Source organism: Paenibacillus sp. 01T431, assembly GCF_056398625.1.
Genome location: NZ_JBFTPT010000013.1, coordinates 173,095 through 187,453, shown reverse-complemented (window position 1 = coordinate 187,453; position 14,359 = coordinate 173,095). Strand labels below are relative to the sequence as shown.

Annotated in this window: 18 protein-coding genes; all 18 read right to left on the bottom strand. The window is 45.4% G+C overall.

All coding sequences use genetic code 11. From position 1 onward, the window contains the following. Position 1: 1 nt before the first annotated feature. Positions 2 to 739: a Spo0B domain-containing protein gene (locus AC1DM9_RS23340; RefSeq protein ID WP_076270850.1), complete on the bottom strand. Its 738-nt coding sequence runs from the start codon at positions 737 to 739 to the stop codon at positions 2 to 4. A gap of 63 nt (positions 740 to 802) precedes the next feature. Further along, the gene (locus AC1DM9_RS23335) at positions 803 to 937 is read right to left on the bottom strand and encodes a hypothetical protein (RefSeq protein WP_477582448.1); all 135 of its coding nucleotides are present in this window, start codon (positions 935 to 937) and stop codon (positions 803 to 805) included. A gap of 13 nt (positions 938 to 950) precedes the next feature. After that, positions 951 to 1,262: a 50S ribosomal protein L27 gene (rpmA, locus tag AC1DM9_RS23330; protein WP_076270851.1), complete on the bottom strand. Its 312-nt coding sequence runs from the start codon at positions 1,260 to 1,262 to the stop codon at positions 951 to 953. Between the two features lie 88 nt (positions 1,263 to 1,350). After that, complete coding sequence (locus AC1DM9_RS23325; RefSeq protein ID WP_054027239.1) at positions 1,351 to 1,689, bottom strand: ribosomal-processing cysteine protease Prp; 339 nt, start codon at positions 1,687 to 1,689, stop codon at positions 1,351 to 1,353. A gap of 11 nt (positions 1,690 to 1,700) precedes the next feature. Beyond that, a complete protein-coding gene (gene rplU / locus AC1DM9_RS23320) occupies positions 1,701 to 2,012 on the bottom strand; it encodes a 50S ribosomal protein L21 (RefSeq protein ID WP_053374798.1) in 312 nt (103 codons plus the stop codon). Positions 2,013 to 2,218: 206 nt separating this feature from the next. Continuing rightward, positions 2,219 to 3,448 carry an Rne/Rng family ribonuclease gene (locus AC1DM9_RS23315; protein ID WP_441875773.1) on the bottom strand — a complete coding sequence of 410 codons (1,230 nt, stop codon included), beginning with the start codon at positions 3,446 to 3,448 and terminating at the stop codon, positions 2,219 to 2,221. Between the two features lie 37 nt (positions 3,449 to 3,485). Next, positions 3,486 to 4,367 carry a M50 family metallopeptidase gene (locus tag AC1DM9_RS23310; RefSeq protein ID WP_441875770.1) on the bottom strand — a complete coding sequence of 294 codons (882 nt, stop codon included), beginning with the start codon at positions 4,365 to 4,367 and terminating at the stop codon, positions 3,486 to 3,488. Next, the gene (locus AC1DM9_RS23305) at positions 4,360 to 5,277 is read right to left on the bottom strand and encodes a peptidoglycan DD-metalloendopeptidase family protein (protein ID WP_477582446.1); all 918 of its coding nucleotides are present in this window, start codon (positions 5,275 to 5,277) and stop codon (positions 4,360 to 4,362) included. Before AC1DM9_RS23305 ends, AC1DM9_RS23310 begins: the two co-directional genes overlap by 8 nt. Before the next feature lie 163 nt (positions 5,278 to 5,440). Then, positions 5,441 to 6,586, bottom strand: coding sequence for an FtsW/RodA/SpoVE family cell cycle protein (locus AC1DM9_RS23300; RefSeq protein WP_477549774.1), 1,146 nt, complete (start codon positions 6,584 to 6,586; stop codon positions 5,441 to 5,443). 7 nt (positions 6,587 to 6,593) lie between these two features. After that, on the bottom strand, positions 6,594 to 7,385 hold the full coding sequence (minD, locus tag AC1DM9_RS23295) for a septum site-determining protein MinD (RefSeq protein ID WP_054027234.1): 792 nt from the start codon (positions 7,383 to 7,385) through the stop codon (positions 6,594 to 6,596). A gap of 3 nt (positions 7,386 to 7,388) precedes the next feature. Next, positions 7,389 to 8,054, bottom strand: a complete 666-nt coding sequence (locus AC1DM9_RS23290) for a septum site-determining protein MinC (protein WP_076270856.1) — start codon at positions 8,052 to 8,054, stop codon at positions 7,389 to 7,391. A 65-nt stretch (positions 8,055 to 8,119) separates the two neighbouring features. After that, the gene (gene mreD, locus AC1DM9_RS23285) at positions 8,120 to 8,644 is read right to left on the bottom strand and encodes a rod shape-determining protein MreD (RefSeq protein ID WP_076270857.1); all 525 of its coding nucleotides are present in this window, start codon (positions 8,642 to 8,644) and stop codon (positions 8,120 to 8,122) included. Further along, positions 8,641 to 9,504, bottom strand: coding sequence for a rod shape-determining protein MreC (gene mreC, locus AC1DM9_RS23280; protein WP_339207859.1), 864 nt, complete (start codon positions 9,502 to 9,504; stop codon positions 8,641 to 8,643). The genes mreD and mreC overlap by 4 nt, the downstream gene beginning before the upstream one ends. A gap of 58 nt (positions 9,505 to 9,562) precedes the next feature. Then, the gene (locus AC1DM9_RS23275; protein ID WP_076270859.1) at positions 9,563 to 10,591 is read right to left on the bottom strand and encodes a rod shape-determining protein; all 1,029 of its coding nucleotides are present in this window, start codon (positions 10,589 to 10,591) and stop codon (positions 9,563 to 9,565) included. A gap of 39 nt (positions 10,592 to 10,630) precedes the next feature. Further along, positions 10,631 to 11,320: a RadC family protein gene (gene radC / locus AC1DM9_RS23270; RefSeq protein WP_477582444.1), complete on the bottom strand. Its 690-nt coding sequence runs from the start codon at positions 11,318 to 11,320 to the stop codon at positions 10,631 to 10,633. A 90-nt stretch (positions 11,321 to 11,410) separates the two neighbouring features. After that, positions 11,411 to 12,040, bottom strand: coding sequence for a Maf family protein (locus AC1DM9_RS23265; protein WP_430057842.1), 630 nt, complete (start codon positions 12,038 to 12,040; stop codon positions 11,411 to 11,413). A gap of 54 nt (positions 12,041 to 12,094) precedes the next feature. Further along, on the bottom strand, positions 12,095 to 12,337 hold the full coding sequence (locus tag AC1DM9_RS23260) for a DUF4321 domain-containing protein (protein WP_076270861.1): 243 nt from the start codon (positions 12,335 to 12,337) through the stop codon (positions 12,095 to 12,097). A gap of 61 nt (positions 12,338 to 12,398) precedes the next feature. Then, positions 12,399 to 13,820 (bottom strand): hypothetical protein, encoded by a 1,422-nt coding sequence (locus tag AC1DM9_RS23255; RefSeq protein WP_477582442.1) that lies wholly within the window; start codon positions 13,818 to 13,820, stop codon positions 12,399 to 12,401. Positions 13,821 to 14,359: the final 539 nt, after the last annotated feature.

Sequence of the window (14,359 nt, the reverse complement as noted above, 5' to 3'; positions counted from 1 at the left end):
TTCATGCGCGCATTTCCGCCCTCAGCAACACCTTTGCATACGGCTGCTCGAAGTTGATCGGCTGCATTGGCGCGCCTTCCAACTGCTGTTGTATTTTTTGCTTCCATTGCTGTTCATTCATTAGTTCGCCATCATAATAGAAGGCTGCATACAGTGCATCCTCATCCAGCGATAGCTCCAGCGTAAGAACAGCAGCATTACCATAGCCAGGCTTAGCCGCAAACCGATATGCGTTAATCGTATGAATGAGCGTTTCGGCTATTTGATCGGCATCTGCCGTTATTTCGTTTAAATGAATGTCGCCTTTAATTACAATTTGTAACTCCAGCGAATTCGATATCGTACGAAACGATTGAATATAACTAATCAGTGATGGAACCCCTAGCTTGGATATACTGCTCTCCACAGCCATCCGTTCACTTATTTTCTCCACATACTCGGCGGCTTTATCCAGCTTTTTGAGCCTAATATAGCCAAACACGACTTGCAGGTCGTTCATCCAGTCATGACGATGATGATTGAGAGTTCGTATTGCAGAGTTTTGCAACGATTGAATCGTTCGCGCAGTCCGCTCTGCGTGCTCTTTCCGTTCCGTTCGTATCCAGTAAGTCGCAACAGCTATAAGCCAAACGAGAAAGACAGCAGTTAACCACACTTGATTGGGCCAAATAAGTACAGCGGCGCATGGCAACAAAATGGTTGCCGCCGCGTAATATTTCACCGTTGTTAAGCGTCCCATCGATTAAACCTACTTTCTTCGTATTTCCCGAAAATATAACAACATATATATTATATTTTCCCGTCAAAGCTGCTTCAGCGTCCAAGACGCCTTAGGCATTTTTGCTTGCTTATCCAGTATATCACGCGGCCGTCCTACGGTCATCAGCCATGGAATAAAAAAACCCGGCCAAGCGATGCAGGCCGGGGCTTGTTGCATATATAAGGTTGTATTAAGCTTCTACTGCTGCAGCTACCGGAGCAAGAACAGCTGGATACACGCTCACTTTTTTGCGGTCGCGTCCCCAACGTTCGAACTTCACTACGCCTTCTACTAATGCAAAAAGCGTATCGTCTTTCCCGATGCCTACGTTAGTTCCTGGGTGAATTTTTGTTCCGCGTTGACGAAACAAGATGCTTCCAGCAGATACGGTTTGACCGTCAGCACGTTTAGCGCCAAGGCGTTTCGACTGTGAGTCACGTCCGTTTCTAGTGGAACCTACACCTTTCTTCGAAGCGAAGAGCTGAAGATTCAGTTTCAACATAGTTATTCCCTCCTTCTAAAGGATTGGTGAGCAAAGCTGCACCGTAAGCATGAACTAGAGGCTTGTAAAACAAACCTGCACCGAATGCTTACGCATTAAGATGTTCATGAATAACGACATGCTTGCCGTATGATTTTGCAATAGTGTCAAGCATAACCGCCATCGATTCCAGCAGCAGCTGCATCCGGCCGTCTGAAGCCTCGTCTGCAAGCGTCGGAATATCCGACGATAGCCAGCCGTTCTTCATCTTGGCAGGGAGCTCCTCTCCCGCTAGAGCTTCGATCGCGTTAACGGTACCAACCGAGATGGCTGATACACCCGCACAAACGATATCTTTGCCGGGCTTCGCATATTTAGCATGTCCTTCGACCGCAAATGATACGATACGTCTGTCAGCGGCTCTTCGTACAAAGGTAACTGTTATCATAGAAATTCCTCTTACGCTTGGATTTTCTCGATTGTTACTTTTGTGAACGGTTGACGATGACCTTGCTTACGACGATAGTTCTTTTTGGCTTTGTATTTGTAAACGATGATTTTTTGGCCTTTGCCTTGTTTCTCGACTTTGCCTGTTACTGTAGCGCCGGAAACAACCGGAGTTCCAGTTACAAGACCGTCACCTTTAGAAACCGCCAAAACACGATCAAACGTTACGCTTTCGCCTGCTTCAGAATCCAGTTTTTCGATGTAGATTACATCGCCTTCCTGAACTTTGTATTGCTTGCCGCCAGTTACGATAATTGCGAACATTGTTGGTGCACCTCCTTATTTTCGAAGACTCGCCTAATTCAGGTGGCTCACGGCATGCGCCGCAAACGCTTGTTTACCCAATCGGAGCGGTACTTGTACGTCCCATTCCAATGAGGTACGAGACACACACCCAAAGATTGTACCATACTATGCAAGCTATATCAATTCATCCAACAAGAAAATTTAAACTATTTATACAACTCTGATCATTTTATGTGCGCTCCGCAGCTCTCACAGCGCTCGATCAGTTGATGGACTGCATTCTCACGAGCCTTTTTACGCGTCATTTCAATTAATCCGAGCTTTGTCCAGCCCAAAATCGTACATTTGGTTTGATCATTGCGCGCTTTCTCTACGAGTCTTTGCATAACCTGCTCGCGATGGTTGTCCTGCTCCATATCAATAAAATCAATAATAATAATGCCGCCTACATCTCGAACTCGGAGCAATCTTGCAATCTCGTCTGCTGCTTCCATATTCGTACGAAACACAGTGTCCTCAAGGCCAGATGTCCCAATAAATCTGCCTGTGTTCACATCAATAACCGTCAGAGCTTCCGTCTCTTCCCATATGAGGTGCCCTCCGCAGGTAAGCTGAATTTTGCGCTCGAACGCTCTCGTTACCTGCTCCGTCACACGATACGTATCAAATAAAGAATTGCCTTGCCTTGATTCAAAACATTTTAACCGCTCACGAAGCTGAGGGGTCATTTCCTCCAGCAGTGCTGACGCTTCCTCAAACCTCTCCGCATTGTCTATCCATATTTCATCCATATCCATCGTAAGCGTGTCTCGTACAGCCCTCCGCATGAGACCTGCCTCTCTGTGCAGCTCGCTTGGCGCACTCGCTTCCACGCTTCGTTCCGAAATGCTTTGCCAAATCTCTCTTAACCCAGCGACATCGGCATGCAAAGACAGCTCGCTTTCAGCTCCAGCCGCCGTTCTTAAAATAATGCCTTCCTCCAGCTCACGCAGCTTCTCGCCTATGGCTCGCAATCTCGACCGCTCGCTTTCGGAACTGATTTTTTTGGAAACGCCAATATAATCGGCATTTGGCATATAAACAAGAAACCGGCCAGGCAGTGAAAAATGTGTAGTGACACGGGCGCCTTTGCCACCCAGCGGCTCCTTCATAACTTGTACGAGCAATTCCTGTCCAGGCTTGACCATATTTTGAATGAGCGGCTTTTCAGCTGGCTGTTTTTCCAAATGAGGGTGGAGCAGCTCATCAATGTACAAAAATGCATTTTTAGCTAGTCCTACATCTACGAAAGCCGCCTGCATGCCAGGCAGCACGTTCACGACACGACCTTTATAAACATTGCCAACCAAACTGCTTGCTTTTGATTTTTCCATAAAAAATTCGACTAGGCGGCCATTTTCCAGTACAGCGGTTTGCAGCATTTCACCGTTAACGTGCATCAACATTTGCTTCATTCCTGAATATCACCTGCCCGTACGCTTTTCATCTATTTTAACTGAAAAGTTCCGACACTGCACGATTCGGATTATTTTCGGACAAACATCCTTCTACAATTTTCTGCTCCGGAAGCACTCTGACCTCCTTGCTGTGCGACTCCACCATGTATATCAAATGATATCGCTCCCTTTGAAAGAGCCTTGCTACCGAGATGATTGACTGCTTGCCGCTTACGATTATAGGACTTGCAATGTGTCCGAGCCTCAGCGCCTGCAGCGTGATCCTTTCCCGGTACATCAGAAAACGATAAAACAAATATGGAACATTACGATAATATGTCCAGTTCGTCATCACAAGAAATATGCCGACAATGAGCAGATTGAGTTGAATGCCATCCTTATACACTAACCATGGAAGCAAGGAGACGATGATCATCAGCACACTAAAAAACAAGCTGATTCGCGCGCTCCAAATAAGCATTTTATAATAGTTAACCGTATAGCTTAATGCCGCCTGCAGCAGCTTCCCTCCGTCTAGCGGGTGAATAGGCAGCAGGTTGAACAAGCCGATCATTAGATTTGCTTTCCATACATACTCCGCCCATGCTAAGTCCCATATGCCAAGCTGCCCGCAGCCCCAAGCAGCTAGTCCCATCCAAACGTTTTGCAAGGGACCCGCAATCGCTACAATTGCTTCTTCTTTTGCAGGTACACCGCCGGCTTCCTCAACCTCTACAACACCGCCAAAGGGCAGCAGCTTTACTTCCTTTATCGTCCAGCCATAGCCCCGAGCTACAATAACATGGCCGATTTCATGGACAAGCACGAGTAAAAACAAGGTAATCAGCTCGGCAAAATATCCTGTCATGACCGACCCAAGCATAATGATAACGAACAACGGATGGACCGACCATAGGATTCCTTTCCATTTAATCAATCGGTATCACGCCCACGGGATCGATATACAAATCATTTTGTTTAACAGCAAAATATAGCAGGCTTGGCTGCGTACCTTCAGCTTTCAGCAGGTTGCCGATAGAATCCCCTGCCTCAACCCAGTCATTTACTTTAACATTCGTTTTCCCAAGCATCCCATATACGGTTACGCGCTGATTGACATGCTGGATAACAATAGTCGAACCTTGCGTGCTCTGATCTGATAATAGCAATACGCGCCCCGTCTCTGCCGCAACAACCTCTGCTTCAGAGCTTCCAGCAAGCTCTATACCATTAAGCATCTCCGCAAACGTTCGAACAAGCGATCCTCCTTCCAATGGGGTTACGATAGGCAGCTTTACCGTTCCATCCGCGCCTACCGCAGGTTCAGGATTGTCCTGAAAAATAGGAATAAAGGATGGAGCCCCGGCAAACGTTTCCTTATACCAAGCAGCCGCAGCTGCAAAATCAATCTCATCCGTAAGCGCTTGTTTCACAAGCGCTTGTCCCTTGAGCGTGTATTCCGTATCATAGCGAAACATAGCCCATACCGCGCCAAATAACAGCAATGCTACTGCTAGCTTCCATTTCAGCTCCTTGCCGAAAGTATAATTATTTTTCCCGCCGCCTGATCCCGGATCGTTCCCATTCGATACAACTGGCCCTTTTACAAATCTTCTATTATCAACATACCCTTTGTCCTCGTTCCAATTTGCCCATGGATTAGGATTGGTTTTCCAAACGACCTCTGGATCAAGCTCCTCCGCCTCGTCTTCATCAAAATATTCGTGCTTGTATGGCATGCGAGGGTCTGAATATATGTCCTCTTCTTGTAAAGGCACAGAGTTCCGATCCCCTGTATTTTGATTTTTATGCTGATTGCGCCGCTTCTCATTATCCTTCATTAACATCTCATTTTTCCCCCGCTTCCATCGTCCTTGGGACAGCTTGTTCCTTTATACATGGATATGTGGGGATTGAGACAAGTATGCGAGCGCAGCTGATCATAAAAAAAAGCCACCCCAAGATCGGATAACATCCGTCTCAGAAGCAGCTTTCTAACTTGGCTAACCTTTAGTCAGCCATCTCATATTTTTCTTGATGTGCCTTAATGCTGAATACAAGTCCGATTGACAACATATTAAGCAGTAGAGATGTGCCTCCATAACTAATAAACGGCAGCGTAATTCCCGTAATTGGCATAATTCCAATCATCATTCCGATGTTTTGGAACACCTGGAACACATACATGGACACGATGCCAATAATAATGTACGAGGCTCGCAAATCATAACACTTAAAAGCAATAATAATCATCCGATATATGAGCAAGAAATACAGAAGCAATAAGATGGCTGCGCCTTGAAAACCAAATTCCTCGCCGATAACAACAAAAATCGAGTCAGAATACGGATAAGGTACAAAACCGCCATTTTTCATATCGCCTTGCATATAACCGTCACCGTTTAAACCGCCTGAACCGATTGCAATTTGTGCATTTTCCGATTGATGTTTATCATCTGCAGTTGCCGTCTCCGGATTAATGAATGTATTAATCCTTTTATGCCAATGTCCCATTTCATTATCTTTCAAGTAATTGTAAATTTCTTGATTGAATGTATTGAACAGAGAAACAAAAAGGACAAGACTTACAACAACGACGGTAATCCCTGTAATGACATGAGAATATTTGACATTCCCAATCCATAACATCCCTAACACGATGACTACGTATATGATCGCATTGCCGAGATCCGGCTGAATCATTACGAGCATAAACGGCAATAAAGCAAATGCTGCAATCGGAAGCAAGTCTTGTGTGAACGTCAGCCGATCGCCTTGCCGTCGTCCCATAATATAAGCGATACCGATAATGAGTATAATTTTGACCATTTCCGCAGGCTGAAACGATAAGGCTCCAAACTGAAACCATCCTCTAGCCCCATTGATTACCGCTCCAAAGAAATAAACAAGAATCAACAATGTAACCCCTATGCCATAAAGGACATGCCAGCTCTTGAGAACGATACGATAATCAAATAAGGTGGCTGCGATAGCTACAAAAAAGCCTAAGCCGTAAAACTTCAGCTGTTTGATCTCATGACCGGCGTACTTTGGATTATTTGCAGTTGCACTATAGACAAGTACGATACTGATAATCATAAGGAAAACTAAGATTATCAAAATTCCCCAATCCAGCTTTTTTAATTTGTTAAGCAAGTCGTAATCATCCTATTCCGAGGAACTTACGGAAACGTTTGAACGCTCCCGCCTTCTCATCAAGCAGCATGAGAGGAACCATGTCGCCAAGTATGCGGCGTGCGATGTTCCGGTAGGCGATTGCGGCACGTGAAGCCGGATTCATAACTGTCGGCTCTCCGCTGTTTGCAGCAGAAATAACTTTCTCATCATCAGGTACGATTCCGATCAAATCGACTGCCAGCACTTGACAAATTTCATCGATATCCAACATTTCCCCGGTTTTCATCATATTTTGACGAATCCGGTTAATGATTAGCTTACTTGGTATTTTCTCCTGCTCCAGCAGTCCGATTACACGATCGGCATCCCGCACTGCAGCGTTCTCAGGTGTAGTAATCACGATAGCCCGATCGGCACCTGCAATTGCGTTTCGAAAGCCATGCTCAATCCCCGCTGGGCAATCAATAATAACATAGTCATGCTCTTTCTTGAGCTCTAAAATCATATTTCGAACTTGTTCAGGCGTAACAGAATCCTTATCCTTCGTCTGTGCGGCAGGAAGCATGTACAGCTCTTCAAAGCGTTTGTCCTTAACGAGCGCCTGATTCAAGCGGCAGCGGCCCTCGGCAACATCAACCAAATCATAAATGATTCGATTCTCAAGTCCCATAACCACGTCCAGATTGCGAAGTCCAATATCTGTATCAACCATGCAAACCTTCTTACCAAGTAAAGCTAGCGCGGTACCCAGGTTCGCCGAAGTGGTCGTCTTGCCGACGCCGCCTTTCCCTGATGTTACAACAATCGCTTCTCCCATATTCTACACTCCTTTAAACATTATAGGATTATGCCGTATGCGGAATAATTGCGCTAGCTTATCAATTTGCATTCTACCTTCACTTAAGAAGGCGAACTCCATAGAGGCATCGCCGGTCATCCATTCCTCTGGCGGTCTGCTGATTACATCCGCAATGCGGAGCTGAGTTGGCCGCATGAGTGAAGTCGCTATAATCACGTCCGTCCTCCCGCCAATCCCAGCATGCGCGGTTCCGCGCAATGCACCCAGCACATATATGTCACCTGTACACATTAAAGTACCGCCTGGATTCAAATCGCCGATTAAAAGTAAATCCCCATCATGCTCATAAGTTTGGCCTGAGCGTATAATAGACGTGAGCACTTGCAGATTAGGTTGCTGTCCGAGCTGAGGATCGATCTTAGGCGCTTCAGACTCAACAGATTGAACCATTAGGTTTCCTTGTGAACGTATCACGTTTTTGATGCGATCTTTATCATCATCAGAAATCTGCCTGGATCCAAGCTTCACCTGAACGTGAACAAGGGGACCTGTGAGCAACTGCTGATGCGTCTTCTCCAGCTTGTATTGCAATTCATCTAGAAGCGTCGCAAATTCACATTTATCGTCGAGAAGGAACACGAGACCTTCTTTTACACCCTTAATAATAATATGCTGCTTATCGGTCACGTTCGTCCCTCCCCAACCTAATGGATTCTTGCTAAGCTGGGCAAAATCCTGCCTGCAGCAATATTTTATTCCTCATCCTTCTCTGCTTTGACCAATGTCTGCCCTTCAAACCATTTTCGCGCCGGTACATAACACAAGAGTGCAAACGCCAGCTGTAAAAATAAACTAGGAAGGATATGATCGATAAGAGCCCATGCATAACTTTCATTCGTAATTCGAAATGCCTTGTAAATGAAATATATGGCGCTGTCATATAGAATGCAGGCAAAACCCACAACAGAAATCGCCATCATAAGCGTTGAACGGCGATGCTCCAGCAATACGCCAGTAAAGTAACCCATTAAACCCATAATAAACGCATTAATTCCAAGCAGATGACCAAAGTATACAATATCCTGAAGCAATCCGAAGCTTATGCCAAGCATGAGTGCAAGATGCCTTCTGCTATATAGACCTGAGAAGATGACCATTACAAATACAAAGTGAGGAATGATCCGTTGACCGAAGCCGGCTGGAATAATCCACGGCATCACTGCTCCCTCGATAACAAACAAGAGCAACATGAGCAGGATGATTCGGTTCAAGCTCATTTCTCGGCTTCCTCCATTTCAGGGACCTGAACAACAAATACCTCAGTCAGATGATCAAAACTTGCTGATAGCTTGACCGATGCTGTATATGTAAGGCCGAAGTCGCCAAGCTGCTTGTTTTCAACCGTTCCGACAACGAGTCCTCTTGGATAAATTCCGCCAAGGCCAGATGTAATAACTGTATCTTGAAATTCCATTTTATCGTCTTCGGCGATTTTCGTCATAACGATTCTTGACGTTTCCTTGTTGTAGCTGCTCAGAACACCAAATGATTCATTCTCACGACCCATAATCGTCACAGCAATGGAGTTGAACGTTGGTGATGCTTCGTCAAGTTCTGTAATTGGAGTAACAGCTGCCGAATTGGGGGTTACTGAACTTACAAGACCGATCAACCCCTCTATGGTTGTTACGGCCATATTCGGTTTGATGCCATCTCTGGAACCTAGGTTAATCGTCATCGTGCGGTTATTCGCATCGTTGCTGATCGATACAACCTGTGCGATCAAATAATTATAATTGTACATCTCTTTCTGACGCTGTGTGAACGAGAGTTCTGCCTTTAAACGTTCATTCTCTTTTTCTACGAAATTGTAATTAATCTTGTCACGAGAATAAGCTGCAGCTGTAAGGCGCAGCTGCTCATTTTCTTCATAAATCGTACGTAAATTACTAATATCCTCGAAGAAGCCCGCTATATAACCAGCGGGCTTGTAGAACCATTGCTGCACGTATGCTGCCGAATCCTTCAAAAATTTCTCCGGCCACGATAATTCCTTGCGGTCGCTTAGCGAGAAGCCGATGACCGCTATGAATAAAATAAACCCGATCATAAGCATAAACATACGCTTATTTCTCATTAGCTTAAACAGCTCGACCACCTGCCCATTTCATATCCGTTTCCCCATCGGACCTAACTTAGCGTCTCGAACGAGATGAGCTTCTTGCTTTAAATAAATGAATATTATCGAGCGAGCGGCCAGTACCGATCGCAACACAATCAAGCGGATTGTCAGCAACAATAACAGGCATGCCTGTCTCTCTTTGAAGCAGCTTGTCCAGATTGCGCAGCAAGGCGCCGCCGCCTGTGAGTACGATACCGCGATCCATAATGTCCGCAGACAACTCCGGCGGGCATTTCTCCAGCGTTACTTTCACCGCGTCAACAATGGCATTAACGGTATCTGCTAATGCTTCTGTAATCTCATCGGATGTAATCGCTAGTGTCTTAGGCAATCCCGATACGAGATCGCGTCCACGAATTTCAATCGTTTCAGGACGATCCAGTGGAAGTGCTGAACCAATTTCCATCTTCAACTGCTCGGATGTACGTTCCCCGATCATGAGATTGTATTGTCTTTTAATATATTGAATAACCGCTTCATCCATCTCGTCACCAGCTACACGAATGGATCTCGCCGTAACGATTCCGCCTAATGAAATAACAGCAACCTCTGTTGTACCTCCACCAATATCAACTACCATGCTGCCTGTCGGCTCCCATACAGGCAAATCAGCACCAATCGCTGCTGCGAATGGTTCTTCAATCGTATAGGCCTCACGAGCTCCAGCTTGCTTAGTCGCATCCTCGACCGCGCGTTTCTCAACCGCTGTAATGCCTGACGGCACACAAACCATAACGTTTGGATGACGAGGAAATAAAGAACGCTGCTTTTGAGCTTGGCGAATAAAATATTTAATCATCGTAGCGGTCGTTTCAAAATCAGCGATAACGCCATCTTTCATCGGACGAACAGCACGAATGTTGCCGGGCGTTCTACCGATCATTTTTTTGGCTTGCTCGCCTACTGCTTCAATTGTTTTTGTATCTGTACGAAGGGCCACCACGGAAGGCTCCCTTACCACAATTCCTTTTCCCTTGACGAATACCAACGTATTCGCTGTTCCTAAATCAATACCCAAATCTTTCGAAAAACCACCAAACATGTTCTTGCTCCCTTCTAATTGCCACATCACTTTATTATATTACATATGACCTTGTTCCTTCAAACTTACGAATCTTCCGTCACCGATTACCAAATGGTCAAGAACTTCTATTCCGACTAGCTGTCCAGCTTCCACTAGACGTCCCGTTAAGGCAATGTCTTCCGGGCTTGGCGTAGGATCGCCGCTTGGGTGATTATGAACACAAATGATAGATGCACTGTTACGTGAAATAGCTGCACGAAATACTTCTCGAGGATGTACTAGCGATGCATTAAGCGTACCGACAGATAAGGTTTCGCGGGCAATAATATGGTTTTTTGTGTTTAAAAACAAACATACGAAGTGCTCCTTCTTCAAATAGCGGAGCTCTTCCATCACATATTCCGCAGCATCCTGCGGCTTGCGCACAATAACCGTCTCACCATGCTGACTCCGGGAAATTCTTCTCCCCAGTTCAATGCCAGCACGAAGCTGAATCGCCTTTGCCGGACCAATTCCTCGAATGGCTGTTAATTGTTCCATGCTCATATCCATTAAATTACGCAGGCTGCCGCATTGCTTAAGCACCGCTCCTGCCAAATGTACGGCGGATTGCCGCTTCGTACCTGTGCGCAGCAGTATGGCTAACAATTCGGTATGGCTAAGTGCTTCTGCCCCATATTTCATCATGCGCTCTCTTGGACGTTCTTCATGGGGGACTTCACGCAAAATCATAGGTTGCGGCAACATGTCCCAATCCCGCCTCTTCGAAAAAATGAATTATTCATATCCTGCCACATTCATGAAAAAAAATCCGATTGAAATCAATTAAGTTACCTTTTAAAAAACAGCAATGTCATAGGAAGCGAGCATGTCTGAGAGAAGCGATAACGGCAAGCCAACGACATTAAAATAACAGCCGTCAATTTGCTCTACAATCGTCGCTCCAAGTCCTTGTATGCCATATGAGCCCGCCTTGTCCCTCGGCTCGCCGGTAGCAACGTACCTAGCAATCTGATCCTCACTAAGCGGCTTCATCATTACCTTCGTTTTGCGATGGGCAACCAATGCTTCCCCGCTTGTAGAGAGAACACAAGCAACTCCTGAATACACTTCATGGGAGCGGCCTTGAAGGCGTCTAAGCATAGACTTTGCCTCTTCGTCGTCAGCAGGCTTGCCAAGCACATCTCCGTCAAGCACGACAATGGTGTCCGCACCAATAATTAAAGACGTTGGTACCTCCTGCTTTTGTTGCAGCAGGGGTATGGCTGCTTTTGCTTTGCGCAGGCTGAGCTGCTCTACAACTTCCGATGGCGACCAGCCTGCTTCAATCGTTTCATCCGTATCAGTAGACAAAATATAAACCGGCAAAGAAAGGTCCAGCGATGCGACCAGTTCCTTCCGGCGCGGTGACGAAGAGGCCAGTACTAGCTGGCTAATCGCTTCGTTGCGTAATTTTTTATATTCCATAAATTGAATGCTGCGCTCCTTCATGCTTTCCTTCATGCGTCAATGTCTGCTGTTCTACATTTTGCGGTATAACCATATTGCAATTACGGCTCCAATTAAGCTAAACAAGCTGAATTGCAGATGAAGCGTTAGGTTGAAACTAAGCACATATAGATCGACAGCAGGTGACCATGATGTTTCGATTGGTTTCGTTAAAAAAGAGATGCCTGGAACTGGAGTCAGCCATCGCGCTACTAGAGCACCAGCCAACAATCCAAATATGATAAAAATGAGAAGAATCCAGCCGTTTTTCTTCATCTTTCAACGCCTCTCGCCATGAAATGACACCTAAGACTATTATACGCATGAACCTATTCGTTTACAATGCGCTGATCTTCTCAAACCATTCTTTTTGCGTAATGATCACTTTCATAACTTCCGCTTGTGTCTTCCACAATTGTGCTTGAGAAGGCTTTTTATCGTACTCTACCATCGTCTTTGCTGCCGCATTCATCGCTTGATTGATTTTATCCAAATATGCCTTACCTTCCGCATCTACTATACCTATTCGCAGCGTTTCCGCGTTTTCTGTCCATTTTTGATGCTCGGCTTTCCACGAATTTGCTGCAACATCGCCAAGCGGCGATAAGGTCGGCTGTTCCAGCTGGGCTACTGTTAATTCATCCAACATTTGGACGACTACAGCCGTTTGATCGAAGAAAGATTGTGCTGCTTTTTGATCGCCTTTAAACGGTATTTTTCCTGGATTTACTATATTTACTTCTTTGATATAAAGATCGATTTCCGGCATCATATTCCGAATGACCTGAGCTCCTTTTCGATCTGTACCCATGCCAACATATACGCGATAATCAGCAGCACTTGTCATAGCAGCACCAGCAAGCCCTTTCTCGGCCAATTGCACCATTGCGGCATCCCTGCCCTCTGTATTGCTAAACACGCCAAATTGCAGCAAATAATAAGAACGATCCAGCCCCTTAAGTGCAGCCATCGCAGTATTCGGATCTGGTTTTGCTGCAGGGTCATTTTTATTTTCAACGCCCGCTTCCTTGCTTTCCTCACCTACACCTGCAACCGGTTCTTTGCCTGTACCTTCTTGGACAGAATCTCCAATCACGGGTACTGAGTCAGGCTTATTGCCAGTTCCTCCAGGCCAAATGCTTGCCCCCGTAAACAATGACAACAATAAATAACCAAACAGCGCTCCAGTAGCTAGCGCAGCCGTCACTGACAAAAATACATTAAACCATGATGGCGCTCCCGCCTTACGTTTCGCTCGCGCATAGTTCACTCTTTTTATACTGATTTCGTCTTCAACGAATTCTTCTTCATACGCTTGAATCGGCTCCTGCATATATTCCCTATCTGAATACTTTTCCGCAAATGTCTGTTGATTCTCATGTTGCTCATACGGATCATCTGTAAAAGTTGGTTTTATCGTTTTTTTCTTCTCTTTTGGAGGATTGGGCTGAGCCTGTTTTGGAGTGGATACTGGCTTCGAATCAGCATCTCTAATAAGCTGCTCCAATGCGCCAATATCCTCTTGGAAAGGACTATTCCATGGACTCACTTCGCTGACGGAATGCTTCTCTGTCGATGGGTATAGAGGAACAACTTTCTTGGAAATCGTTTTATTCGCATTGTTATTAGAGTTGTTGGGTGATGCTGCTTTATGATCGAGAGCCTCTTGTTGATTGTCATTGCTGCGGCTTTCTTCGTTAACGGACTGTCCATTGCCATTACGGTCAAAACGATAAGTAATACGGTTTTTCTGAGTCATTTCATCCACTCCTTGTCCCTTTCATCTAGTATTAATCTATGAGACATTTGAGAGATTTAGACCCGTGCCCTTAGAGGGTTGTCTACCAAACCTTCAAAGGTTTTAAATTAAAGAGATTACAATTTCAAACTTCAATTTCAAATCTAAAGAGATTACAATTCAAACTTCAATTTCAAAATTAAAGATTAAATGATTTTCGAACCCACCCAAACCCTCCCTTCCAAGGGAGGGCCCCAAGGGTTGCACCCTCTGGACACCCGCAACTCAACTAACGTACAACCACATCCGGCGTCCAACAGTTCATGAAGCGTTGGAGCGCTTTGTCCCTCTGGGACCCGCTGGAAGCTTCTACAAACCTTGCTGCATCCTCTGAGACTCCCAATTGAAATATTAAAAGTCTGCAACTAGCGTTAATAAGCAAATGTCGCTTGGAGTGAGCTTCGTCCCTACTTAGACACGCTGGAAGCTTCTACAAACCTTACTGCATCCACTAAGACTCGCAATGGGACTAACAAAAGCCTGTCCCGCTTGGATTCGCT

Coding starts and splice junctions, on each gene's coding strand:
- AC1DM9_RS23325 (WP_054027239.1), bottom strand. CDS start 1,689: ATGATAACAGTTACCTTTGTACGAAGAGCCGCTGACAGACGTATCGTA.
- AC1DM9_RS23305 (WP_477582446.1), bottom strand. CDS start 5,277: ATGTTAATGAAGGATAATGAGAAGCGGCGCAATCAGCATAAAAATCAA.
- minD (WP_054027234.1), bottom strand. CDS start 7,385: ATGGGAGAAGCGATTGTTGTAACATCAGGGAAAGGCGGCGTCGGCAAG.
- radC (WP_477582444.1), bottom strand. CDS start 11,320: ATGTTGCCGCAACCTATGATTTTGCGTGAAGTCCCCCATGAAGAACGT.
- AC1DM9_RS23275 (WP_076270859.1), bottom strand. CDS start 10,591: ATGTTTGGTGGTTTTTCGAAAGATTTGGGTATTGATTTAGGAACAGCG.
- AC1DM9_RS23260 (WP_076270861.1), bottom strand. CDS start 12,337: ATGAAGAAAAACGGCTGGATTCTTCTCATTTTTATCATATTTGGATTG.
- AC1DM9_RS23335 (WP_477582448.1), bottom strand. CDS start 937: ATGCAACAAGCCCCGGCCTGCATCGCTTGGCCGGGTTTTTTTATTCCA.
- mreC (WP_339207859.1), bottom strand. CDS start 9,504: ATGAGAAATAAGCGTATGTTTATGCTTATGATCGGGTTTATTTTATTC.
- rplU (WP_053374798.1), bottom strand. CDS start 2,012: ATGTTCGCAATTATCGTAACTGGCGGCAAGCAATACAAAGTTCAGGAA.
- AC1DM9_RS23340 (WP_076270850.1), bottom strand. CDS start 739: ATGGGACGCTTAACAACGGTGAAATATTACGCGGCGGCAACCATTTTG.
- AC1DM9_RS23255 (WP_477582442.1), bottom strand. CDS start 13,820: ATGACTCAGAAAAACCGTATTACTTATCGTTTTGACCGTAATGGCAAT.
- rpmA (WP_076270851.1), bottom strand. CDS start 1,262: ATGTTGAAACTGAATCTTCAGCTCTTCGCTTCGAAGAAAGGTGTAGGT.
- mreD (WP_076270857.1), bottom strand. CDS start 8,644: ATGAGCTTGAACCGAATCATCCTGCTCATGTTGCTCTTGTTTGTTATC.
- AC1DM9_RS23315 (WP_441875773.1), bottom strand. CDS start 3,448: ATGAAGCAAATGTTGATGCACGTTAACGGTGAAATGCTGCAAACCGCT.
- AC1DM9_RS23265 (WP_430057842.1), bottom strand. CDS start 12,040: ATGGAATATAAAAAATTACGCAACGAAGCGATTAGCCAGCTAGTACTG.